Origin of the sequence: Streptomyces sp. NPDC002680 (genome assembly GCF_042889145.1) — a bacterium.
GTDB lineage: Bacteria > Actinomycetota > Actinomycetes > Streptomycetales > Streptomycetaceae > Streptomyces > Streptomyces adonidis.
The window spans coordinates 147947-170937 of the sequence record NZ_JBIAQP010000012.1 but is presented as its reverse complement, the minus strand read 5'-3'; the positions used below and the strand labels follow the sequence as shown (position 1 = coordinate 170937).

Genomic DNA, 22991 nt, shown 5'->3' with positions numbered 1-22991 from the left:
GCTCGTTTCCGTGCACGGACACTTCGCATTCGTGCACGGAAACGGTCGCCCACCTGGTCAACAGAGGTCTTGGCCGGGCGACCCGTCGTGTGGCGCGTTGCCGTGCATGCGCGGGAGGAAGGCGCACAACCCGGGCGGGCGGTTGCCTTACACTCCGGGAGCCATCCGCTCGGGTGGCCCGGAAACCGACCGTCGAAGTCGGCTCCGGACGCGCGTTCCCCGAGGAGGAAGCCGGTGGAAGGGCGATTACGGTTCTCGGTGCTGGGACCGGTCAGAGCGTGGCGCGGCACGGACGAGATCGAACTCGGCCCGCCCCAGCAGCGGGCGCTGCTGGCCGTGCTGCTGCTGGCGGAGGGCTCGCAGGTACTGACGAGCGCACTGGTCGACGCGGTCTGGGGAACGAGGGCACCGGCCTCCGCACTGGGCATTCTGCGGACGTACGTCCACCGGCTGAGGCAGGCACTGGAGCCCCCCGGGGACACCACGTCGTCCGTGATCCGCTCCACCGGCGACGGCTACCAGCTCCGTACGTCGTCGGCCGAGCTGGACCTCCGTACCTTCCGCGAACTGCTCGGCCGGGGTGACCGGGCGCGAGGGACCGGGGACCTCAAGGGCTCGGCGGCCCATCTGCGGGACGCGCTCGGTCTGTGGCAGGGGACCGCGCTGGCCGGTGTCCGGGGCGGGTACGCGCGGACCCAGCGGCAGCGGCTCGACGAACTGCGCCTGTCCGCGGAGGCGGCCCGTCTCTCGGCCGAACTCGATCTCGGCGCCCACGCGCAGGCCACGGCGGCGCTGACCGGGCTGGTCGCCGAGCACCCGCTGGACGAGCGGTTCCGGGAACTGCTGATGCTCGCCCTCTACCGGTCGGGACGGCAGGCGGCGGCCCTCGACACCTACCGCGAGGCGCAGACGCTGCTCGCGGACGAGCTGGGGGTCGACCCCGGCCCCGCCCTCCAGACGATGTACCACCGCGTCCTACGAGCCGACACCGCGCTCCTCGCCCCGCCGCCCCTCGCCTCCGCTGAGCCGCCCGAGCCCGCCCGGACCGCCGCCCCCGTGGCCGCACCGGCCCAACTGCCCGCCGGTCTCTCGGTGTTCGTCGGCCGTGACGCCGAACTGGCCGAGGTGGCCGGGCTGCCCTCGGGCGGCACGGTGGTGATCAGCGCGATCGCGGGCATGGCAGGCGTCGGCAAGACGACCTTCGCGGTGCACTGGGCACGCCGGGCCGCCGACGGCTTCCCGGACGGCCAGCTGTACCTGAACCTGCGGGGGTTCGACCCGGTCGGTCAGCCGGTCCCGCCGGAGCACGCCCTGCGCACCCTGCTGGAGTCGCTCGGAGCCGACCCGCGCGGGCTGCCGCAGGACGTCGACGCGCTCGCGGCCCTGTACCGCACCCTGCTCACCGGCAAGCGCGTACTGGTGCTGCTGGACAACGCCCGCGACGCCGCGCAGGTACGGCCCCTGCTGCCCGGGGAGCCCGGCTGCCTGGTCATCGTCACCAGCCGCAACCGGCTCTCCGGACTCGTCGCCGTGGACGGTGCCCACCCCCTCCACCTCGACGTGCTCTCCATGCCGGAGGCCCGCGCGCTGCTCGCCCGGCGCCTCGGGACCGGCAGGGTCGCGGCCGAACCGGATGCGGTGGAGGAGATCATCAACCGGTGCGCACGGCTGCCGCTGGCCCTCGCGGTCACCGCGGCCCGCGTGGCGACCCGGTCCGCCGTCCCCCTGTCGGCGATCTCCGCCGAACTGCGCGAGAGCGCCGGCGGCCTCGACGCGTTCCACGACGGCGACACCGCCGCCGACGTACGTGCCGTCTTCTCCTGGTCGTACCAGACCCTCACCCCCGATGCCGCCCGTCTGTTCCGGCTGCTCGCCCTGCACCCCGGCCCCGACACCTCGCTGCCCGCGGCGGCCTCCCTGACCGGCCTCACCCGCCCGCACGCCCGGCAGCTGCTGTCCGAACTCGTCCAGGCCCATCTCGTGGACGAGACCGTTCCGGGCCGCTACGCCTCCCACGACCTGCTGCGCGCCTACGCCACCGAGCTGACCGAGAGCGCCGATCCGCCCCACGATGTGCGGGCGGCCCGGCAGCGGATGCTCGATCACTATCTGCACACCGCCCGTGAGGCGGTCGCGCTGACCAACCGTGGACGCGCGCTGATCTCCCTGCCTCGCCCGGCCGAGGGGATGCGTGCCGAGGAGTTCGGCGAGGACGCCGGGAACGCGGCGGCCTGGTTCGCCGCAGAGCAGGCGGTACTGCTCGCGACCGTCGAACAGGCGGCCACCCACCGGTACGACGTCCACGCCTGGCAACTCGCCTGGGCCATGGCCAACCATCTGCACGTCCAGGGCCTGTGGCAGGAGGAAGAGGCCGTGCACCGCACCGCCGTGGACGCGGCCCTCCGGCTGGGCGACCGGACCGCCCATGCCTATGCCCACCTCGGTCTCGGCACCGCCACGACGGGTCTGGGCCGCTTCGGCGAAGGGCGGGTCCATGTCGAGCGGGCCGTCGAACTGCACACCGAGGCGGGGGACATGAGAGCCTGCGCCGAGAGCTGCCGCGTACTGACCTGGGTGGCGGAACAGCAGGGCGATCTGCACACCGCACTCGATGCGGCGCAACGGTCCCTCGCACTCCTGCGGGCCCATGGCGGCACCGGCACCGGCACCGACGACCGCCGTCTGCGGACGGCCACGGCATCCGCGCTCAACTCGGTCGGCTGGTCCCACATACTGCTCGGACAGCACCGGGAGGGCCTCGACCACTGCGAACAGGCGCTGGCCCTGCACGAGCAACTCGGGGACGACATCCACGCGGCGCACACCTGGGACAGCATCGGTCACGCCCACCATCACCTCGGACAGTACGACGAGGCCGTCACCAGCTTCCGCAACGCCCTTGCTCTCTACCGAAGACACGACGACCTGCGCTGGTTTCTCTCCGGCACCCTCATGCGCCTCGGGGACACCCATCTGAGCGTCGGCCGCCCGGACGCGGCCCGTGCCGCGTGGGCCGAGGGGCTGGACATCCTGGAGCGGCTCGCCCACTCCGACGCCGGGCAGCTCCGCGCCAGACTGCGTCGGCTCGACGATCCGACGTGAACCGGCGGGCGAAACGGATGTCAATCGTCCGTGGAGCGGCCGTCAACGAGCCGTAGACACCCCGGCGGTTGTGTTGGTCGGGCGGGAGCCGATCGCGCGCTCTCCGCATCGTCACCGACAACGCGAGGAAGTCACACATGAGTGAGTCGACCGCGCCGCCCACCGCTGGACCCGAAGAGCAACAAGCCGCGCTTCGAGGCCGATCAGACCCGCCGCTTCGAGGCCGACGGGCCTGACAAAGGTCGTGCCCTTCCTCGTGGAGGACGAACTCATCACCAGGGGCACCGACTTCACCGGACCGGCGACTTCGAGCCGTATGTGGTGACCGACGGACTCCTCGTCACCGGCCGGAACCCGGCCTCCTCCGGACCGGCCGCACTCGAACCGACCCGGCTGCCGGACAGGGCCGACAAGCAGCCCGCCAACACGAGCTCACCGAACAACACGAACTCACCGAACAAAAGGAGTAGTTCACCATGCCCGTTTCCGCTCTCAGACAACTGCCCGCAAGGCACGCCTTGTTCGGCAGGTCCGCGGTGTTCACCGTGCTCACCGCGCTGATCATCGCCCTGTTCGTGACCGCTCCGACCGCCTCGGCGGCCGAGGGCCGGATCACCGGGCTGGCCGGCAAGTGCGTCGACATCGCCGGGGCGAGCAGCACCAACGGAACCGCCGTCCAGATCTACGACTGCAACGGAACCAACGCCCAGCTCTGGTCGAACCCGGGCGACGGCACCCTCCGCGCCCTCGGCAAGTGCCTCGACGTCGTCGAACACGGCACGGCCGACGGCGCGTCCGTCCAGCTGTGGGACTGCACAGGCGGCGCCAACCAGCAGTGGGTGGTCACCGCGGCGCGCGACATTGTGAACCCCGCGGCCGACAAGTGCCTGGACGTGCGCGGGAACGTCTCCACCAACGCCACCCCGCTGCAGATCTGGACCTGCACCGGCAACCCCAACCAGAAGTGGACGGCGCCCGCAAGCGGCGGTACAACGCCCTCCGGATTCGTGGTCAGCGAGGCCCAGTTCAACCAGATGTTCCCGAACCGGAACAGCTTCTACACGTACAGCGGGCTGGTGCAAGCGCTCAGCTCCTACCCGGGGTTCGCGAAGACCGGCAGTGACACGGTCAGGAAGCAGGAGGCCGCGGCCTTCCTCGCCAACGTCGACCACGAGACCGGCCATCTGGTCTACGTGGTGGAGCAGAACACCGCCAACTACCCGCACTACTGCGACGCAGGGCAACCGTACGGCTGCCCGGCCGGTCAGGCCGCGTACTACGGGCGCGGTCCCATCCAGCTCAGCTGGAACTTCAACTACAAGGCGGCTGGCGACGCGCTCGGCATCGACCTTCTCAACAACCCCTGGCTGGTCCAGAACGACGCGGCCGTGGCCTGGCGCACGGGCCTGTGGTTCTGGAACACCTCGACGGGCGCCGGCACGATGACCCCGCACAACGCGATGGTGAACCAGGCGGGCTTCGGACAGACCATCCGCGCCATCAACGGCGCTCTTGAGTGCGACGGCAAGAACCCCGCGCAGGTGCAGGCCCGGGTGAGCGCGTACCAGAAGTTCACCGGGATCCTCGGAGTCGCCCAGGGCAGCAACCTCTACTGCTGAGGCCCCGACTTCTTCATCCCTTCCTCTCGACTCGCTACTTCCCGACTCACTGCTTCTCGACCTCGACAGACGGGAACTCCCCCACATGAGCACGATGCTGAGACGCTGTGCCTTGGCGGCAGTGTCAGGACTTCTGTGTCTCTCAGCCACCTCGACGACCACGGCGGCGGTGGCAGCTCCGAGCGAGCCGACGCCCGTGGCCGCCCAGCGGTTCGCTCCGCAGACCTTCGCGCATCCGGGGGTCAACATCACCTCGACGCAACTGGAGTTCGTGCGGACCAAGGTCCAACAGGGCGCCGCTCCCTGGAAGGTCGCCTACGACGACATGGTCGGCGATCCGCTGGCCTCGCTCTCGCGTGTGCCGGCGCCCCGGCCCGTCGTCAACTGCGGCCAGAGCAGCAACCCGAACAACGGCTGCACGGACGAACGGCAGGACGCCATCGCCGCGTACACCGACGCTCTGGCGTGGGCCATCAGCGGTGACGAACGATACGCCCAGAAGGCGATACAGATCATGGACGCCTGGTCCTCCACGATCACGAACCACACAGGTGCCAACACGGGCATCCAGACGGCGTGGTCGGCCGCGTCGTGGGTCAAGGCCGCCGAACTCGTCAAGTACCAGTACCAGAACTGGCCGAACGCGGGCCGCTTCGCGAACATGCTGCGTTCGGTGTACCTGCCCGTCGTGGTGAACGGCGACGACAGGACCAGCAACTGGGACCTCACCGAGGCCGAGGCCTCGATCGGGATCGCCGTCTTCACCAACGACGGGGTCACCTTCGACAAGGCCGTCAGCCAGTACCTGGCGCGCGTTCCGGCCTTCGTCTACCTCGCCTCCGACGGGCCGACGCCGCATCCGAGCCCGGACGGCGGCTTCAACTGGGAGACGGCGACCCGGTACATCACCGGGATGACGCAGGAGACCTGCCGGGACTTCGTACACACCGGGTACAGCATCGCCTCGATGTCGCACATCGCCGAGACGGCACTCATGCAGGGCACGGATCTCTATCCGCAGGTCGGTGAGCGGCTTCGGCAGGCTCTCGGGTGGCACGCCACCCAGGAGGTCCGCGCGGCTCCGGAGCCGGCGAACCTGTGCGGCAAAGGACCGCTGGAGCGCGGACTCGGCCCGGTCACCGAGACCGGGTTCAACGCCCTGCACACTCGGCAGGGGATCGCCATGGCCAACACCCAGACGCTGACCGAACGCAGCCGCCCGGCCGGCACGAACTACCTGTTCGTGGCCTGGGAGACCCTGACCAACGCGAACAACCCGGTCGGGCCCGACACCCAGTTGCCCACCGGGCCGATCACCGGCCTCGGGGGCAAGTGCCTGGACATCGACAGCGCCAACAGCGCGGACAACACCCCGGTCCAGATGTACGACTGCAACGGAACCAACGCCCAGCAGTGGACCGTGGGCGGCGACGGCACACTCCGTGGGCTCGGCAAGTGCCTCGACGTCGCCGCCGCGGGCACCGCGGACGGGACGAAGATCCAACTGTTCCAGTGCAACGGCACCGCCGCCCAGGTGTGGCGGCGCGGTGACGGCAACACCCTGGTGAACCCGGCGTCGAGCAAGTGTCTGGACGTCACCGGTATGTCCACCGAGAACAACGCCCGCCTGCAGATCTGGTCCTGCACCGGCACCACCAACCAGCAGTTCCAGCTGCCGGCCTGACGGAAACGGTTCGCCAGACGGACGGGCGCTCTGCTTGGCTCGTTCCATGAGCGATCTCCACATCCGCCACGCCACCCCCGCCGACATCGACACCGTGCTGGCGTTCTGGCGCGAGGCCGCCGAGGGAACCAGCATCAGCGACGACCGCGACGGCGTGGCCCGACTGGTCAACCGGGACCCCGAAGCGCTTCTCCTCGCGGAGCGCGACGGGGTCCTCGTGGGTACCGTGATAGCCGGTTTCGACGGCTGGCGCTGCCACCTCTACCGGCTCGCGGTGCATCCGGAGCGGCGGCGGCAGGGCATCGGTTCGGCGCTGCTGGCCGCCGCCGAGGAACGGTTCATACGGCTGGGCGGGCGGCGCGCGGACGCGATGGTGCTGGAGCGCAACGAGAGCGGGCAGCAGGCGTGGCGGGCGGCCGGATACGGGCGCGAGGAGCAGTGGCGGCGCTGGGTGAAGCCGCTGAGTGGCTAAGCCACTAACTGGTCGGGCCACTCGCCAGCCGATCCACTTTGCGCATCCTTTACTATTGTCGAAGCCATTACTTCTCCAAGTTCTCCGATCTCTTCCAGGAAAGGTGTGAGCGTCCGCCCATGGGCGAGCCTCCCAGTAGCACCCGCAGCACTCGACATCGAGCGATCCCCCCGGCCGTGCCCGACCATGGGACGGAGGTGACCCGATGACGGAAGTGCTTCTCCTCCTGGTGGCGGTCCTGCTCTCCCTGGCCTGTGGCGCCTTCGTCGCGGCGGAGTTCTCCCTGACCACGGTCGAGCGCGGCGAGCTGGAACGGGCCGTGGAGCGCGGCGAGCGGGGTGCCGCGAGCGCCCTGAAGGCCGTACGGAACCTCACGTTCCAGCTCTCCGGCGCACAGCTCGGCATCACGGTCACCAACCTCGTGGTCGGCATGCTCTCCGAGCCGTCGATCGCCGCGCTGATCTCGGGCCCGCTGGAGTCGGTCGGTGTCTCGGCCTCGATGTCCTCGACCCTGGCGCTGGTGCTCGGTACGGCGCTGTCGACCGTCTTCCTGATGGTCGTCGGCGAACTGGTGCCCAAGAACTGGGCGATCTCCTCACCGCTGGCCGTGGCCAAGCGGGTGGCGACCCCGCAGCGCTGGTTCAGCGCGCTGTTCCGGCCGTTCATCACCCACCTCAACAACACGGCGAACCGCATGGTGCGCCTCTTCGGCATCGAGCCCGCCGAGGAACTGGCCTCCGCGCGCGGCCCCCAGGAACTGGCGGCGCTGGCCCGGCACTCCGCCAAGGCGGGCGCCCTGGAGCCCGACACCGCGGAACTGTTCGTACGGACCCTGAACCTCGCCGACCTCACCGCGGAGAACGTGATGACACCGCGCGTCCAGGTCATCGCCCTCGACGCCCAGGCGACCTGCGAGGACGTCGCGAACGCGACCCGGGCGACCGGGCTGTCCCGGTTCCCCGTCTACCGCGGCAACCTCGACTCGGTCGTCGGCGTCGCACACATCAAGGACTGTCTGGCAGTGCCCGCGGAGCGTCGCCCCCGGGTCCCCGTCTCCGAACTCATGCGCGAGCCGCTGCTCGTCCCCGAGTCGCTCACCGTCGACCGACTGCTCGACCGGCTCTCCGGCAAGCGCACGATGGCCGTCGTGATCGACGAGTACGGCGGTACGGCGGGCGTGGCCACGCTGGAGGACATCGTCGAGGAGGTCGTCGGCGAGGTACGGGACGAGCACGACCCGCACGAGACGTCCGACCTCGACCCGGCCGGCGTCGACGACGAGGGCCGCGCCCTCTACTCCGCGGACGGCGCCGCCCGCACCGACCAGCTCGCCCGGGTCGGCCTCCGGCTGCCGGAGGGCCCGTACGAGACGCTCGCGGGCCTCGTCGCCACGGAACTGGGCCGGATCCCCCAGGAGGGTGACACCGTCGAGGTGGCCGACTGGCGCCTGGACGTACTGGACGCGTCGGGCCGCAGAGCGGCGCGCGTCCTGCTGCACGCACCGCTCGCGCGGACCGACGAAGAGGAAGGGGAGGCGAAGTGACGACAATCCAGCTGCTGATCGGCCTGGCGACACTGGTCGTCAACGCCTTCTTCGTGGGCGCCGAGTTCGCGTTGATCTCCGTACGCCGCAGCCAGATCGAGCAGTACGTGGAAGAAGGCGCGGAGGGCTCCGACGGGGACCGCGCGGACGGCGACCTGCGCGCGAAGAGCGTCCTGTGGGGCCTGGAACACGTGTCCGCGCTGATGGCGGCGGCCCAGCTCGGCATCACGCTGTGCACCCTGATCCTCGGTGTGGTCGCCGAACCGGCGATCGCGCATCTGCTGGAACCGGTGTTCCACGCGGTGGGCGTCCCCGAGAGCGCGGGCCACGCGGTGTCCTTCGTGATCGCCCTCGCCCTGGCGACCTATCTGCACATGCTGCTCGGCGAGATGGTGCCGAAGAACATCGCGCTCGCCGAGCCGGTGCGCAGCGCACTGCTGCTCGGCCCGCCCCTGGTGGCCCTTGCGCGGACGCTGAAGCCCGTGATCTTCACGATCAACGCCTTCGCGAACACGCTCCTGAGGCTGCTGCGCGTCGAGGTCAAGGACGAGGTCACGGCGACCTTCTCGGACGCCGAGCTGGCCCGTCTGGTCCGGGACTCCGGCGAGGCGGGACTGATCGACGCCCGCGCGCGGGAACGCCTCCACGACGCCCTGGAACTGGGCCGCAGGCCGGTCCGTGACGTCGTACTCCCCCTCGAAAGCGTCGTCTACGCGCGCGTGGGCGTCACTCCGGAGGAGCTGGAGCGGCTGTCGGCCGAGTCGGGCTTCTCGCGCTTCCCGGTGGTGGACGAGGAGCGCCGGATCGCCGGCTATCTGCACGTCAAGGACGCGCTGGACGCCGCACCCCGGGACCTCGCCTTCCAGGTCCGTGACCTGCGGACCATCGCGAGCGTACGGGCGGACACTCCCCTGGACGACGTCCTCACGGCGATGCGGCGCAGCCGTACGCACCTGGCGGCGGTGCAGGGCGAGGACGGGCTGCTCGCGGGCATGGTGACGATGGAGGACGTGCTGCGGGAGCTGTTCGGCCAGCCGGCGTAACCCGCCTCGGAGAGGCCGACCGACTGACGGGTATGTGTACGGGCTATCATCTCTGTCGCCATGCAGAAGAACCCCTCATACACCAGCCTGGTCGCGGTCGGCGACTCCTTCACCGAGGGCATGTCGGACCGGCTGCCGGACGGCTCGTACCGCGGCTGGGCGGACATCCTCGCGGCCCGGATGGCCGCCCGTACGCCCGGTTTCCGGTACGCGAACCTGGCCGTGCGCGGCAAGCTGATCGGGCAGATCGCCGCCGAGCAGGTGCCCGTGGCGGTGGCCATGGAGCCCGACGTGATCACGCTGGTGGGCGGGCTGAACGACACGCTGCGCCCCAAGTGCGACATGGGACGGGTGCGGGGGCTCCTGGAGGAGTCCGTGGAACGCCTGGCCCCCGCGTGCAAGCAGTTGGTGCTGATGCGCAGCCCCGGCCGCCAGGGTCCGGTCCTGGAGCGCTTCCGGCCGCGCATGGAGGAGCTGTTTGCCTGCGTGGACGACCTGGCGTCCCGGCACAACGCCTTGGTGGTAGACCTCTACGGGGCCCCGTCCCTCGGCGACCCACGCATGTGGGACGTGGACCGGCTGCATCTGACGGGCGAGGGCCACCGGAGGGTCGCGGAGGCGGTCTGGCAGACCCTCGGCCACGAGCCCGAGGACCCGGAGTGGCACATGCCCGTGCCGGCGACGCCACCTCCCGGCTGGACCGCGCGCCGCGTCGCGGACGCCCGCTTCGCCCGGCAGCATCTGCTGCCGTGGATAGGGCGCCGCCTGACGGGGCGCTCATCGGGGGACGGCCTGCCGCCGAAGCGGGCAGAACTGTCGCCGTACGGGGACTGACGGCAGAATTTTCCTCGCCCCCGCCGCCCCTACCCGTTCCCATCCCTGGGGGCTGCGCCCCCAGACCCCCGCTGTCGGCCTGAACGGCCTCGTCCTCAAACGCCGGACGGGCTGGAATGCCCCGGCCGGTGCTGAAGTGCGGCGGGGGCAGGTGGGCGGGGAAAAGCGTGGGTTGCCCTCGAACGCCGGCTGGGGCTTGATCTTTTAGCCCGTCCGGCGTTTGAGGACAAGGCCCGTTCAGGGCCGTGGCGGGGGTCTGGGGGCGGCAGCCCCCAGGGATGGGAACGGGTAGGGGCGGCGGGGGCGAAAACCCTCTGGCGCTGGCCTGCGCGAAGCGCCAGTAGAATCCCTACACTGTTCTACGGACAGGGATCTATGCGCAGGTCAGAGGCTGCGCGAGCGCTTCCATGAGAGATCAAATCTCACAAAATCTCACGAGAGAGCTTTTTGATCTCCACCGTGGAACACGTCGAGAGCCTCGGCCGCGCCCCGCATGTCCTCGGCGACGATCGTCACGTACTTCCGCTTGGTGAAACTCGCGTTTGTGTGTCCCGCCCACGCCGCGAGGATCACGTCCGGGACACCGCTCAGCGCCAGGGCCTTGAGGACCGCGTGACGGGCGGCGTACAGCTTCACCTGCCGTAGACCGAGCCGCCGCATCAGTCTGTACGCGTGCTCCCGCAGCTGCCGCGTATTGATCGGCATGCCCAGCTCATCGACGGCGACGAACCCCGTATCGGTGTACGCCTCCCCCGCGGCCAGCTCCTCGGCGGCCTGTACCGCCCGGAGGCGCCGCAGAGCCTCCCACGGCCCGCGCGGCAACGGCAGCGCCCGTTCCCCGGACGCGGTCTTCGTGTCCTTCTCGATCACCCGGTTGTTGGACATCGTCCGCGTCGTCGTGATCTCAATGATCCCGTCGTCCAGGTCGACGTCCACCCACCGCTGCCCGCACACCTCGGCCGGCCGCAGACCCATCAACGACAGCAATAGGGGCGCAAACAGTCGGTCCTCGGCGATGCCTCGGATGAACGTCTGCACCTCGCCGACCGACCACGGTGCGGGCTTGTCGCGTTCCCGCTTGTCGGTCTTCTTGTCGGCGAGCGAAGGCCGCACCTCGGCGGCCACGTTGACGCTGACCAGCTTGCGGACCACCGCCCGCCGCAGGGCGCCCCGCAGGCGAATCAGGACCCCTTCGACCGTCGAAATGGCCAGACGCGAGCCGGGCTCGCCACCCTTGCGGCGACCACTGGCAACCAGCTCGTCGACGAACTCGCGGACGTGATCTTCCGTCAACTCTTGGAGGCGTATGTGCCCGAGCTGGTCGTAGACGTGCACCAGGGCCAGCCGGTAGGCGTGGATCGTCGTCTCCTCGACGTCCCGCAGCTTGTACTCCAGCCATTGGTCAAGCCACTCCCCCAGCGTGATCTTGCTGGGGGCGATGAACGTACCGGCGGCCCGCTCGTGCAGGATCCGGTCGCGCTCCTCCCGGCACTCCCGCGCGGTGTCGCGGGTAACCGTCAGCTGAACCCGGTTCCCGCTCTCGTCGCGGCCGGCCTCAACCATCAGCCGATAGCGGACCTTGCCGCTCTGCAGGACGATCCGCTTCGGCTCAGCCATCCTCGCGGCCCTTCGTCTCCCATGGCGCAGGGTCTGTGCGCTTGACGACGTCGAGGTCGACGGCGCCCCACTCGGCAAGCTGCTCGAAGAACTCCCGCTTCGCCTGCATGCGCTCGGGGCTCCGCTCGTACAGCCACTGAGGACGGCCGTACAGCTGATGCTCCACCATCTCCCTCCGCTCGCTTCCCTGCGTGAAGCGGAAGGGTCGTTCGCCGTTTGCCCACGACCAAGCATCTCCAGCCGACACTGTGCCGCCACCTGTCACCTCGACGGGGTCGCTGCTCCGGTCGGTGAGGGGCAGCAGTAGCGCGGAGGGGCTGACGCCGAACGCGACTGCGAGGGCGGCGAGTTCGTCGGTCGTCACGACGCGCTCGCCCTTCTCCATGCGGGTGATGCCGGAAGCGGGGATGTTGCGGCCGGCGCGCTCAAGCTCTCCGGACAACTGCCGGGTGGTCATGCCTCGACGTTCACGCAGGCGGGCGATGTTCGCCGCGACGATCTGCCCAGTGGGTCCTACCTCGATGGCGCGACGTCCGCGCTGCTGCTCAGCCATGGGGATCAGGTTAAGCAACACTCGCGACCTTGTTGTGCAGCCGGTGTCCGGTGCTAGAGTCTCCATGGGTGCAGCATAGATTCATTTGCTGCTCTTTAGCAACGGATGATGCTGGAAGGAGGATCCCGCAGTGAGTGAAGAGTTCTTGTCGCCCAAGCAGGTCTCACGTGAGTACCCGGTGCTCGGCACGACTTCGGCTCTCGCAGAACGACGGTGGCGCGGCGAAGGCCCCGCCTACATCAAGACTGGCAAGGGGCGTGCAGGTCGCGTCTTCTACCGACGCAGTTCGATCGAAGACTTCCTGACGGAATGCACGGTCACCCCAGGGAGGGCTGCGTGAGCAAGTCTCAGCCCACCCTCGCGGACGTCCGCAAGTGGCCTGCCACCGTCAGCGTGACGGACGCAGCCCGCGCCATCGGCTGCAGCCGCAGCCACCTGTACGAGCGCGTCAAGCGAGGCGACAGCCCCGTGAAGACCATCGCCGTCGGCGCGCGATCGCACGTCGTCATCACAGCAGACCTGATCCGGCTGCTCTCCGGGGAGGTCCAGGAAGCCGCATGAGCCGAAACAGCAACGAACCCCGAGAGTCCCTAGCTCCCGGGGTTCGTGAAAGCAACGCGGTGGTCGCGGAAGTCATCGTGCCACAGCTCATCGCCCGCCCGGTACCCGTCCAGACGTCCGGCCGGCTGGAGTTTGCAGCCCGCTGCCCCGTCTGCCGCGACTGGCACCGACACATCGGCCTCGGCGAGAAAGACGCCCCCTGCGGCGCCCACTACCTCCTGGAGTTCAAGACCAAGCTGAAGGGGGCCGCGTGAACCACGACAACGCGCTGCAGGCCGCCCTGCACGCCATCGAGTGGGGATACGAAGTCTTCCCCCTCAGCATCAGCAAGACGCCGATCATCCGGTCCCCGCACGACAAGGGACACACCTGCCAGGGCATGCACCAGTGCGGCGCACCCGGGCACGGCGTAGGCGACGCCAGCAACGACCCGGACACCGTCCGCTGGCTCTTCGACCAGGCCCCCAAAGCCGTCGGCTACGGCATCCGCTGCGGAGCCCGCCTCGTCGGCCTCGACTTGGATCGCAAGGGGAACGTCGACGGCGTCGCCACCCTCAATCGGCTCGCCGAACGGCACGGCTTCGTGGTGCCCCAGACCACGACGGTCTGCACCCCCTCGGGTGGCTTCCATCTGTGGCTGGCCGTACCCGGCGGCACCATCGTCCCCAACTCCGTCGGACGCGTCGGCCCCGGCATCGACGTCCGCAGCAGCCGCGGCTACCTCGTCGGCCCCGGCTCCATCGGGCGGGCCGGCGAGTACGTCCTACACCCCAAGGTCGGCTACATCGAGCCTCAGCCGATCCCCGAGCAGCTGCTCCGGCTCATGCTGCCGCCCGCGCCCCGACAGCAACCACAGAGGCGGCCGGCGGCTATGTCCGTCAACAGTTCCACCCGCGCGCTGCAGGGACTCGTCAACGTCGTCCTCAAGTCCAGCCAAGGCAACCGCAACGACCGTCTCTTCTGGGCTGCAGCGAAAGCGTGGGAGCACGTGCGTGACGGACATATCGCGGCCAGCGAGGTGGAAGCCGAGCTTGTCGGGGCGGCTATCCAGGTCGGATTGGGTGCGGGCGAAGCCATGCGCACCGTCGCCTCGGCCGGGCGGGGGGTGGCTGCATGACTGACGGCCGCTATCTCACACCTGTGTCAGAACCGTCAGAAGTGTCAGAAACGCAGGTCACCGACCCCTCCGGGTTTGTGACACCGTCAGAACCACTGTCAGAAACGCGGCAGGACTCTGACCAGCAGGAAGACCCCCGTTCTGACGGTTCTGACACTTCTGACGGTAGTCCGAGTGAGGACATCGTCAGGAGACTCCTCGGCGGCATGCGGACCGGATCGTGGCTGGATGGGCAGGAGTTTCCGCCCCTCGCCTACGCGGTCGACGGCCTGCTGCCAGAAGGGTTCTCCCTGCTGATCGGCCCGCCGAAGGCAGGTAAGAGCTGGCTCGCTCTCAGCATCCTGCTGGCCGTCGCCAACGGCAGTGCCGCTCTTGCCGCGATCCCGATGAGCCAGAAGCGGCGCGTCTTCTATCTCGCCCTGGAAGACGGCGACCGGCGCATGCAGGACCGATGCCGAACCGTCCTCGGTGAGGCACCGATCCCGGACCTGTTCCACTACCAGACCGTCATCGAGCCGGGGTTCGTCGTCCAGACCATCGAGGCGTTCCTGTACCTGCACCCCGACACGACCCTGATCATCGTCGACACGCTCGGCAAGGTCATGCCTCAGGCCATGCCTGGCGAGTCCTCATATCAGCGGGACTACCGGGTCGCCGGACGGCTCAAGCGGATCGCGGACAAGCATCCCGGGCTGTCCGTCGTGGCCCTGCATCATGACCGCAAGGCCGCGTCGGAGGACTTCGTCGACTCGGTGTCCGGCACCAACGGTCTCGCTGGCGCTGCCGACACGATCGTCGTCCTGGCCCGGAAGAGGCAGGCGACCGAGGCGGTGCTGATGGTCACCGGCCGCGACGTACCTGAGGCCGAGTACGCCATGACGCTCGACAACGGCCTGTGGCGCCTCGACGGCGCCAACCTTGACGAGGCGGCGGCAGAAGCCCGCCAGCGACAGGACTCGGCAGGGCTCGGCGACGTGTCCGTCGGCATCCTCCAGTTCGTCCGCCAGCACCCCGACGGGTGCCGCTCCAAGGACGTCGTCGAGAAGTTCGGCAAGGACGCCTACCAGTACCTCGGTCGCCTCGAAGAGCGTGGCGATCTCACCAAGGTGCGGCGTGGTTTCTACCGGGCCAACGCGCCCATCCCGGGAATGGACGAGGAGGCGGCATGACGGATCCGCAGGTCTACCGGACGGCGGCGCTGGTCGTGTCGTGTGCGCTGCGCGACGACGACACGTCCGCCCGTCTCCTCCTCCACACCCTGCCTCCGCCGCTGGTCGTCGCGACGTGTGAGGCGTCGATCTTCGCAATGGCGGAACTCCTCCGCGACCACGTCCCCGCCCACGCCATCCAGGCCGCCATCCACGGAGCCCAGCAGCTCGCCCACCAAGCCGCAGAAGGGAACACCCCATGACCACCCCCGCCGAGTACCGCCGCCTGTTCCTCCAGACCGACGACCAGCAGACAGGCGACTTCCAGAAAGCCATGGAAGCCCACCAGGCGAAGGCCGCCGCGGTCCGGGACAACGCCAACGCCGCCATCGCGCGGATCAGCGCCCGCAAGGATCTGACCCTTGAGGCCAAGCGGACGGCCGCCGCCCGCGTCTACAAGCCGGCCACCGAGCAGATCCGGGCCATGCTCGACCAGCACATCGCCAAGGTGTCCGCGCACAAGCAGCAGCTCGCCCGGAAGGCGTTCGGCTACGACAACGCCGCCGACCCGGCCACCGCCATGGCCCGACGTCAGGCCCGCCAGCAGGCCGCGGCCGTCACCGACCCGGAGGAAGCCGAGCGGCTCATCCGGGACGCCAACTTCAGCGGCGACCGCGAACTCGCCCGCGCCGTCGCCGCCGCCTCCTTCGAGCGCGGCTGGCATAGCGTCGTCGACGTGTGGAACGAGGACGGCTCCAACGACGCGTTCATGCGACACGTCGTCGACCTCGTGCAGATGCCCGACACCAACGACCCGGCCTGGCGCATGCAGACCGCAGTCAACTACTCCGGGCCGATGCCCGGCATCCTCGACGGCCTCAAGGACCACGAGATCTCCCGTGCCGCAGCCGCCGACCTCGACGTCTACGGCGACGGGCCGGAGGCCGCCTGATGTTCGGAACCGACACCCGCCTCGCCGAGAACGCGGTCACCGCAGCCAAGCGGCGCGGACTGCCCATCTCCCCCGACATCGAGAACGCCGCCGGCATGTACAAGGTCATCGTCGACGCCAGCCACGACCCGCACCCACCGCGGCCCACCGTCGCCGACATTCCCGCCACCCCGGAACAGCTGCGCGCCCGCATCGAGGAACAGGCCACGGCCAAGCGGCACGCCGAGTACGTCCGGTCCGTCGCCGCCGACTATCACCAGCCGCTCGCATCCGCCTACAACCAGGCCGTCCAGGCCGCGGTGCCCGGCTGGATCGTCAGCTTGCAGCCCAAGTTCGACGCCCTCGTCAGGGCGCTCGCCGGCCAGGCGAAGAAGCTTCCCGTAGATCTGCGCGTCGAGGCCATGGACTGGAACGACGCACGGATCAGCGCAGCGTGGGAGAAGGCAGAGAGCGCAGCCCACCAGCTCGACCAACTCGTCTCCGACAGGCAGGACATGGCACGGGCCATCGGAGGCGACGGAGGACGAGACAACGAGCTGTACGCCGTCGCCAAGCTGCCCGACCCCGACGAGCAAGCCGTGTTCGGCCACGTCATGCGCGACCAGATCGGGCCGGCCATCAAGGAATGGAAGGAGCTGCGAGGCCAGCCCGTCTCGCGCTGGCTCCACCTCGCACGCTCACCCCACATCGACCTGATCCTCGCCACACCAGGCGAGGTCACCGAGCGGGCAGCAGCCATGCAGCGCTGGCGCGACGCCATCGCAGCCATGCACGACGCACAAGGACGCAACGGCGCAGTCACCGCAGTGCGACAGGCATTGGCAGCGTGAGCCCATGAACTCGGCGTCAACGGCATCGCGGAAGTGGCCACCGAAGACCTTCCGCGAACCCATGGTGAGTCAGCAGTCCATTCCTCCAGGGGCGGCTGCACACGACTCACCAGCGCCGACACCCGCGGTCCGGCCGGTCACCTACCACCGGCCGGACCGCATCAAATGTGGATCAACAGGGTGGGGCGAGGGGGCCTCCCCATGATCCTTCTGGGATCGAAGACGTATAGCTCTCGACATCCCCCCCGGGTTTCCAAGGCTCTGACCTGCGGAAACGCTGACAGGGCTAGACCACCCGGGGATGGACGCGGGCCTCGGTGCAGCATCGCCGCAGGTCAGCGGCCTGTAGCCGTTAACACCACCCAAGATCCGAAACCTTCAGACCCGTACACGAGGTCAGCAGCTATACCTCTTCGATGGCTGGAAGATCCACTAGGGGGAGCCCTCGCCACCCCCGTTCGTCCCGATTGGAGAAGTTCTGATGGCTCACAACTGGAATACGTCGACGCGGGCCAGCCGGCTGCCGGGCGACTGGGCGAGCAAGCGTCGTCCTGCCGTGCTCGCCCGCGATCCGATCTGCATGATCTGCGGTGTTCGCGAGTCGACGGTTGCTGACCACATCGAGCCGATGACGGACAACCACGAGCTTGAGGCGCTTCAGGGTGTGTGCGATCCGTGCCATCGGCAGAAGACGGCGAAGGAGGCGGCTGCCGCGCGTGCGGCTCAGCCTCGCCCTTCCCGGTTCCGCGGTGACGAGCCGCATCCCGGTCTCCTCTGACCTGGTCAGCACTATGTGCTGACCCCTGTATCTGACCTTCTCAGGGCCCGCGCCACGGATCTGGAAGGAGACGGCGCGGTGCCAGCTATCTCAGTCGGCTCAGTCGAAGTCGACGTTCTGCCCAATGCACGAGGCGTGCGGCAGCGCCTCCAGCAGCAGCTTGTTCCTGCCGCTAACGATGTCGGCGATGAGCTGGGTCGGATTGTCGGCCGCTACGTCATGCAGGGCATCGCCCGGGGCGTCGTCGACGGCGTGCGGAACGGTGGCCGTCAGGCTCAGGCTCCGGCGGCCCGTCAGGGCCAGTCCACGGGTGGTTCGTTCGCCCGCGCGTTCCGTACCCGGGTTGAGGCGGCGCTGCGGGATCTGCCTGAGGTCCGGATCGATGCGGACTCGTCGCCGGCCGAGCGGGAGATTGCCTCGATCCGCGCGCAGTTGCGGGCGTTGACCGAGGTCGAGATCGGCGTCGACATCGACGCTGCGGAAGCGAGCGCACGGATCGACCGCCTCCAGCAGCGCTTGCAGCGGCTGTCGGCGCAGGACGTCGACGTACAGGTGCGCACGGATGTGGCGGCGGCCTCGACGCAGCTCGCCGCCATTCAGGCCATGGTGAACCGGCTGGACGGGCAGACCGCGAACGTCGACGTCGACACACGGTCGGCTGCCGCCAACCTCAACCTGCTCACCACGGCCGCGCTCACCTTCGGGCCAGCCATCATTCCGGTGCTGCCGGTGGTGGCGGCCGGCCTGGGCGCGATCGCCGCGGCGGGAGTCGCTGCTGCGGTCGGTGTCGGCTCCGTCGCCCTCGTGGCGGTCCCGGCGTTCAAGCAGATCGGTACGGTGCTGACCGCGCAGAAGGCTGCTCAGGATGCGGCGTCGCAGGCGTCGATGCGGGGCGGGCAGGCTGCCGCTCAGGCGGCGTCGAGGTCGATGCAGCTGGCATCGGCGGCGCAGGCGGTGGCGTCGGCGGAGCGCAACGGGGCGAAGCAGATCGCGGCGGCGCAGCAGCAGGTGTCGCAGGCCCGCCGTAGCGCGGCGCAGACGGCCGCTCAGGCGTCTCTGAGGAGCCAGCAGGCGGCGCGGGCCGTCCAAGACGCGGAAGAGGCGTTGGCGGACGTACAGCGGGATGCGAGGCAGGCTCAGGAGGATCTGACGGCGGCTCGCCGTACCGCCGCCCAGGAACTCGCGGACCTCAACAGTCGGCTGACGGATTCGGTGCTGTCGCAGCGGGACGCGGAGATCGGGCTGAAGGAAGCCACGATCGAACGCGACAAGGTCCTGAAGTCGCAGACGGCCACCGAGTTGGACAAGGAGCGTGCTCTCCTCGCCTACGACCAGGCCGTCGAGCGGCTGAAGGATCAGACGACCGAGACGGCCCGCCTGAAGGATGAGACGGAGGCGGCGAACAAGGCCGGCGTCGACGGCTCGCAGACGGTGAAGTCGGCTCAGGAACAGCTGGCCGCCGCCCAGGAGGAGGTAACTGACAAGACGCGGGCGTTGCAGGATGCGCAGGCCGATCAGGCGCGGACGTCGGCTCAGAACGCCCAGGACATTGCCGATGCTCAGCAGCGGATCGCGGACGCTCAGGCGGCTGTGGGTGACGCGCAGATCCAGGCTGCGGAGTCGGCGGCCTCGGCGCAACGTCAGCTCGCGCAGGCGCAGATGCAGACCACGGGCGGCGTAGACCAGGCCGCCATCGCTCAGGCGAAGTATCGGGCGGAGCTGGCGAAGCTGACGCCTGAGGCCCGGGACACGATGAACGCCTATGTGGGTTTGCGAGGCGCGTTCTCGGCGTGGTCGAAGAGCCTGCAACCGGCGGTCATGCCCATCTTCACCCGCGCCCTCAACGGGCTGAAGAACTCGCTTCCGGGATTGACGCCGTTCGTGACCGAGGCCGCGGATGCGATCGGCGGCCTGCAGGATCGGGTGTCACGGGGCTTCAAGTCTCCGTGGTGGAAGACGTTCAAGAAGGATCTGCAAGGGTCGGTGAAGCCCGCCATCACCGGGCTCGGGATCGGCTTCGGGAACGTCTTCAAGGGCATGACCGGGGTGATCGGCGCCTTCCTGCCGCACATGGATGACATCTTCGGCACCTTGCAGCGGATCACCGGCAAGTTCGCCAAGTGGGGGCAGGGCCTGAAGGGCTCACCCGAGTTCGAGCGGTTCCTGGCCTACTCGGCGGAGCACGGCCCGCTCATCGCCGACACCCTCGGGAAGATTTTCGGGGCGTTCCTGAGTATCGGTCAGGCGTTGTCGCCGATCTCGGGGCCGCTGCTGAAGCTGCTGGGTGGGATGGCTGAGGCGGTCGGCATCATCGCCGACAAGGCGCCGTGGTTCATCACGCTGATCTACGGGATCATTGTGGCGACGAAGCTGTGGGCGCTCGCCGTGTGGGCATTCAACTTCGCGGTGTCGGCGAACCCGCTGACCTTGATCGGGTTGGCGATCCTGTCGCTGGTCGGGTTCGTCATCTACGCCTACAACAAGTTCGACTGGTTCAAGAACGCTGTCGACGCGGTCTGGAAGTTCATCCAGGATGCGGTGTCTGCGGTCATCGACTGGTTCAAGGGCCCGTTCACCCGCTTCTTCACGCAGACGATCCCGGGCATCTTCCGGTCGGTCCTGGACTGGGTGAAGCGGAACTGGCCGTGGATCCTCGGCGCACTGACGGGCCCGATCGGGCTGGCGGTCGTCGCCATCATCAAGCATTGGGATGCGATCAGCGCCGGGATCTCCGACGCCTGGAAGTGGGTCAAGAGCAACGTGCTGTACCCGATCCGGGACTTCTTCACGAAGACGATTCCCGGGTGGGGACTCACCCTCACAGACAAGATCGTCGGGGCGTTCGACGAGGCAGTGAAGGGCATCAAAACGGCTTGGGACAAGATCCAGGGCATTGCGAAGAAGCCCGTCAAATTCGTGATTGACAGCGTGTACAACAACGGGTTGCGGAAGGTGTGGAACCTCGTCACCGACGCATTCGGCGGGAAGCACCTCGACGTCATGAAGTTCGCGGCCGGCGGCATCATGCCCGGCTACACGCCCGGCCGGGACGTGCACATGGTGCCGTCGACGGCCGGCCCGGTCGCCCTGTCCGGCGGAGAAGCCATCATGCGCCCCGAGTGGACGCGCGCGGTCGGCTCCGGCTACGTGGGCGCGATGAACTCGGCGGCCCGCCGCGGCGGAGTCGACGGCGTGCGGTCGGCGCTCGGCTTCAAGGACGGCGGCATCTTCTCCGGGATCGGCGACGTCCTCGGCGGCGCCTGGGACAAGGTGAAGTCGGGTGCCTCCTGGCTGAAGGACACGTTCGGGTCGGCCGTCCAGGCCGGAGTGAAGCACGTCGTGAACCCGCTCATCGAGAGGATTCCGGGCGGCGACATCGGCTTCACCGGGCTGTTGAAGGATCTGATGAAGGGCGCCGTCGCCCGGCTCCTCGGCGCGGGTAAGGAGGGCGACAAGAAGGCGTCGCCGAACATCCTGTACAAGCCGTCCGCGGGGGTCGAGCAGTGGCGGCCCGTGGTGGTGAAGGCGCTCGCCGAGGTCGGGCAGTCCAGCAGTCTCGCGAACACGACGCTGCGCAGGATGCAGCAGGAGTCCGGCGGCAACCCGACGATCGTGAACCGGTGGGATTCCAACTGGCAGGCCGGGCATCCGTCGGTCGGGCTGATGCAGGTGATCCGGGGCACCTTCCAGGCCTACGCCGGGAAGTACCGCAACACGGGGCCGTTCTCCTACGGGGTGTCGGTCAACCCGATGGCCAACGTGTACTCGTCGATGAAGTACGCGCTGGGCGCCTACGGGTCGCTGTCGAAGGCGTATGACCGGGCCGGCGGCTACGACTCCGGCGGCTACCTCCAGCCGGGCCTCAACCTGGCCTACAACGGCACCGGCCGCCCCGAGCCCGTCTTCACGACGGGGCAGGCAAACGCGCTCACATCGATGGCGGGCAAGGCGCCCAGCTTCGGTGACCTCGCGGTGCACGTACAGGTCGGCGACGAGCCGATCCACGCGATCGCCCGCGCCGAGGTCCACGACTCCCAGCAGAAGCTGATCCAGGTACTGAACGCGAACTGACGGGAGGCCGGATCAAGTTGTATAACATACAACTTGATCCGGTTTGGGGCGCCTGCTCAGCCGCTGCTCAGAATGTGAAGGTGCAGGTCACAGCTGCTCAGGTTGCTGCTCACGGTCTGCTCAGCCGCTGCTCTGAGCGGCGCGTGAGCGATCATGGCCGGGCCTCCGACCTGCGACTGAGCAGCAAGGCAAGATCGTGAGCAGGCCCTGAGCAGGGGCGGCATACCGGGGTATTTCGGGTGCTACGTCGGCTGCTACGGCACCGCTAACCGATCATGCGTAGCAGTTGGTGTAGCGCCTCCAGTAGCGGCAGCAACCAGGGGCGTAGCACCCGGATAGCAGGGTGGATAGTTGATCTCCGAGGGTGGATGGAAGCCGGATGGCATCCACCCACCAGCCGGGGGACGAGACGGGGCAAAGTGGGTGGACGGCCGGTAGGACAGCCGCCCGGAATATCCTGAATGCCCCGGACTGGAACCCGGACAAACGATCTTCGATCGTGTGGACACTGTCCGGACAGCGTCCTACCCCAAGATCATTGCGTCCGGAGGATTGTCCACCCACTATGCCCGGTTTGTCGCCAGGTTGAGACCCCACCAACGAGTGATCTTCTACCTTTCGACAGGTGGGCAGTCTTCAGGCATGGCTCGCAGCATCCCTAAACACAAAGCGCCAGCTCCGCCCGGCTACGCCTGGGTCGTCGAGGCTTCCCGCCTCACTGGACGGTCCATCGAGACTCTCTACAGCGACCGATATCACCAGCGCCACGGCGTCCCCTGTGGCGGCCCCTGCTCCGTCACTATCAGCCGCAAGGCCGCTTGGCGTATCGCCGACATCGAAGCCTGGCTGGCAGCCGCCCCGACCGTCGAACCCGACGCCCAGCAGCTGCACAACAGCCGCCCACCCGAGCCGCGACGTGGGCGAAGACCGGGATACGGGTCCTGACACTGCACGCGGAAGGCCCCCGTACCGTGCCCGGTAGGAGTCGGGCACGGGCCAGGGGCCTGCACGGTCATGACGACCGTGGTTGAGAAGGACAGCCTGTCCCTCTCAGTTGTGGGCGCGGC

At 68.8% G+C, this 22991-nt stretch carries 19 protein-coding genes; 17 read left to right on the top strand and 2 right to left on the bottom strand.

The window, feature by feature from the left end; all coding sequences use genetic code 11:
• Positions 1-234: 234 nt before the first annotated feature.
• The 7 genes from ACFYXF_RS30095 (at position 235) to ACFYXF_RS30065 (ending at position 10297) form a co-directional block, all read left to right on the top strand.
• A complete protein-coding gene (locus ACFYXF_RS30095; protein ID WP_389354232.1) occupies positions 235-3102 on the top strand; it encodes a BTAD domain-containing putative transcriptional regulator in 2868 nt (955 codons plus the stop codon).
• Between the two features lie 476 nt (positions 3103-3578).
• On the top strand, positions 3579-4721 hold the full coding sequence (locus ACFYXF_RS30090; RefSeq protein WP_389354230.1) for a glycoside hydrolase family 19 protein: 1143 nt from the start codon (positions 3579-3581) through the stop codon (positions 4719-4721).
• Positions 4722-4890: 169 nt separating this feature from the next.
• Positions 4891-6405, top strand: a complete 1515-nt coding sequence (locus ACFYXF_RS30085) for a ricin-type beta-trefoil lectin domain protein (RefSeq protein ID WP_389354228.1) — start codon at positions 4891-4893, stop codon at positions 6403-6405.
• Positions 6406-6451: 46 nt separating this feature from the next.
• On the top strand, positions 6452-6877 hold the full coding sequence (locus ACFYXF_RS30080; RefSeq protein WP_389354227.1) for a GNAT family N-acetyltransferase: 426 nt from the start codon (positions 6452-6454) through the stop codon (positions 6875-6877).
• Between the two features lie 205 nt (positions 6878-7082).
• The gene (locus ACFYXF_RS30075) at positions 7083-8420 is read left to right on the top strand and encodes a hemolysin family protein (RefSeq protein ID WP_389354225.1); all 1338 of its coding nucleotides are present in this window, start codon (positions 7083-7085) and stop codon (positions 8418-8420) included.
• The gene (locus ACFYXF_RS30070; RefSeq protein WP_389354223.1) at positions 8417-9463 is read left to right on the top strand and encodes a hemolysin family protein; all 1047 of its coding nucleotides are present in this window, start codon (positions 8417-8419) and stop codon (positions 9461-9463) included. Before ACFYXF_RS30075 ends, ACFYXF_RS30070 begins: the two co-directional genes overlap by 4 nt.
• A 60-nt stretch (positions 9464-9523) precedes the next feature.
• Positions 9524-10297 carry an SGNH/GDSL hydrolase family protein gene (locus ACFYXF_RS30065; RefSeq protein ID WP_389354221.1) on the top strand — a complete coding sequence of 258 codons (774 nt, stop codon included), beginning with the start codon at positions 9524-9526 and terminating at the stop codon, positions 10295-10297.
• A 432-nt stretch (positions 10298-10729) separates the two neighbouring features.
• On the opposite strand, the gene xerC is transcribed toward ACFYXF_RS30065, so the two are convergent.
• Together xerC and ACFYXF_RS30055 are read right to left on the bottom strand one after the other, a co-directional pair.
• Positions 10730-11914 carry a tyrosine recombinase XerC gene (gene xerC, locus ACFYXF_RS30060; RefSeq protein ID WP_389354219.1) on the bottom strand — a complete coding sequence of 395 codons (1185 nt, stop codon included), beginning with the start codon at positions 11912-11914 and terminating at the stop codon, positions 10730-10732.
• Positions 11907-12467 carry a helix-turn-helix domain-containing protein gene (locus ACFYXF_RS30055; RefSeq protein WP_389354217.1) on the bottom strand — a complete coding sequence of 187 codons (561 nt, stop codon included), beginning with the start codon at positions 12465-12467 and terminating at the stop codon, positions 11907-11909. Before ACFYXF_RS30055 ends, xerC begins: the two co-directional genes overlap by 8 nt.
• A gap of 130 nt (positions 12468-12597) precedes the next feature.
• On the opposite strand from ACFYXF_RS30055, the gene ACFYXF_RS30050 reads away from it, so the two are divergent.
• The 10 genes from ACFYXF_RS30050 to ACFYXF_RS30005 all read left to right on the top strand — a co-directional run bounded on the left by ACFYXF_RS30050 (position 12598) and on the right by ACFYXF_RS30005 (position 21924).
• Positions 12598-12807 carry a DNA-binding protein gene (locus ACFYXF_RS30050; protein ID WP_389354215.1) on the top strand — a complete coding sequence of 70 codons (210 nt, stop codon included), beginning with the start codon at positions 12598-12600 and terminating at the stop codon, positions 12805-12807.
• Positions 12804-13028, top strand: a complete 225-nt coding sequence (locus tag ACFYXF_RS30045; RefSeq protein ID WP_389354213.1) for a helix-turn-helix transcriptional regulator — start codon at positions 12804-12806, stop codon at positions 13026-13028. Before ACFYXF_RS30050 ends, ACFYXF_RS30045 begins: the two co-directional genes overlap by 4 nt.
• Before the next feature lie 77 nt (positions 13029-13105).
• Positions 13106-13282: a hypothetical protein gene (locus tag ACFYXF_RS30040; RefSeq protein WP_389354211.1), complete on the top strand. Its 177-nt coding sequence runs from the start codon at positions 13106-13108 to the stop codon at positions 13280-13282.
• Positions 13279-14145, top strand: a complete 867-nt coding sequence (locus ACFYXF_RS30035) for a bifunctional DNA primase/polymerase (RefSeq protein WP_389354209.1) — start codon at positions 13279-13281, stop codon at positions 14143-14145. Before ACFYXF_RS30040 ends, ACFYXF_RS30035 begins: the two co-directional genes overlap by 4 nt.
• Positions 14146-14351: 206 nt before the next feature.
• The gene (locus ACFYXF_RS30030) at positions 14352-15314 is read left to right on the top strand and encodes an AAA family ATPase (protein ID WP_389354207.1); all 963 of its coding nucleotides are present in this window, start codon (positions 14352-14354) and stop codon (positions 15312-15314) included.
• Entirely contained in the window at positions 15311-15556 is a 246-nt protein-coding gene (locus tag ACFYXF_RS30025) for a hypothetical protein (protein ID WP_389354205.1), read from the top strand. The genes ACFYXF_RS30030 and ACFYXF_RS30025 overlap by 4 nt, the downstream gene beginning before the upstream one ends.
• On the top strand, positions 15553-16245 hold the full coding sequence (locus ACFYXF_RS30020; RefSeq protein WP_389354203.1) for a hypothetical protein: 693 nt from the start codon (positions 15553-15555) through the stop codon (positions 16243-16245). The genes ACFYXF_RS30025 and ACFYXF_RS30020 overlap by 4 nt, the downstream gene beginning before the upstream one ends.
• Positions 16245-17075: a hypothetical protein gene (locus ACFYXF_RS30015; protein ID WP_389354201.1), complete on the top strand. Its 831-nt coding sequence runs from the start codon at positions 16245-16247 to the stop codon at positions 17073-17075. Before ACFYXF_RS30020 ends, ACFYXF_RS30015 begins: the two co-directional genes overlap by 1 nt.
• A gap of 481 nt (positions 17076-17556) precedes the next feature.
• A complete protein-coding gene (locus ACFYXF_RS30010) occupies positions 17557-17853 on the top strand; it encodes an HNH endonuclease (protein ID WP_389354199.1) in 297 nt (98 codons plus the stop codon).
• Between the two features lie 15 nt (positions 17854-17868).
• Positions 17869-21924 carry a transglycosylase SLT domain-containing protein gene (locus tag ACFYXF_RS30005; RefSeq protein ID WP_389354197.1) on the top strand — a complete coding sequence of 1352 codons (4056 nt, stop codon included), beginning with the start codon at positions 17869-17871 and terminating at the stop codon, positions 21922-21924.
• Positions 21925-22991 lie beyond the last annotated feature (1067 nt).

Coding starts and splice junctions, on each gene's coding strand:
- ACFYXF_RS30090 (WP_389354230.1), top strand. CDS start 3,579: ATGCCCGTTTCCGCTCTCAGACAACTGCCCGCAAGGCACGCCTTGTTC.
- ACFYXF_RS30080 (WP_389354227.1), top strand. CDS start 6,452: ATGAGCGATCTCCACATCCGCCACGCCACCCCCGCCGACATCGACACC.
- ACFYXF_RS30075 (WP_389354225.1), top strand. CDS start 7,083: ATGACGGAAGTGCTTCTCCTCCTGGTGGCGGTCCTGCTCTCCCTGGCC.
- ACFYXF_RS30065 (WP_389354221.1), top strand. CDS start 9,524: ATGCAGAAGAACCCCTCATACACCAGCCTGGTCGCGGTCGGCGACTCC.
- xerC (WP_389354219.1), bottom strand. CDS start 11,914: ATGGCTGAGCCGAAGCGGATCGTCCTGCAGAGCGGCAAGGTCCGCTAT.
- ACFYXF_RS30055 (WP_389354217.1), bottom strand. CDS start 12,467: ATGGCTGAGCAGCAGCGCGGACGTCGCGCCATCGAGGTAGGACCCACT.
- ACFYXF_RS30030 (WP_389354207.1), top strand. CDS start 14,352: ATGCGGACCGGATCGTGGCTGGATGGGCAGGAGTTTCCGCCCCTCGCC.
- ACFYXF_RS30025 (WP_389354205.1), top strand. CDS start 15,311: ATGACGGATCCGCAGGTCTACCGGACGGCGGCGCTGGTCGTGTCGTGT.
- ACFYXF_RS30020 (WP_389354203.1), top strand. CDS start 15,553: ATGACCACCCCCGCCGAGTACCGCCGCCTGTTCCTCCAGACCGACGAC.
- ACFYXF_RS30015 (WP_389354201.1), top strand. CDS start 16,245: ATGTTCGGAACCGACACCCGCCTCGCCGAGAACGCGGTCACCGCAGCC.
- ACFYXF_RS30010 (WP_389354199.1), top strand. CDS start 17,557: ATGGCTCACAACTGGAATACGTCGACGCGGGCCAGCCGGCTGCCGGGC.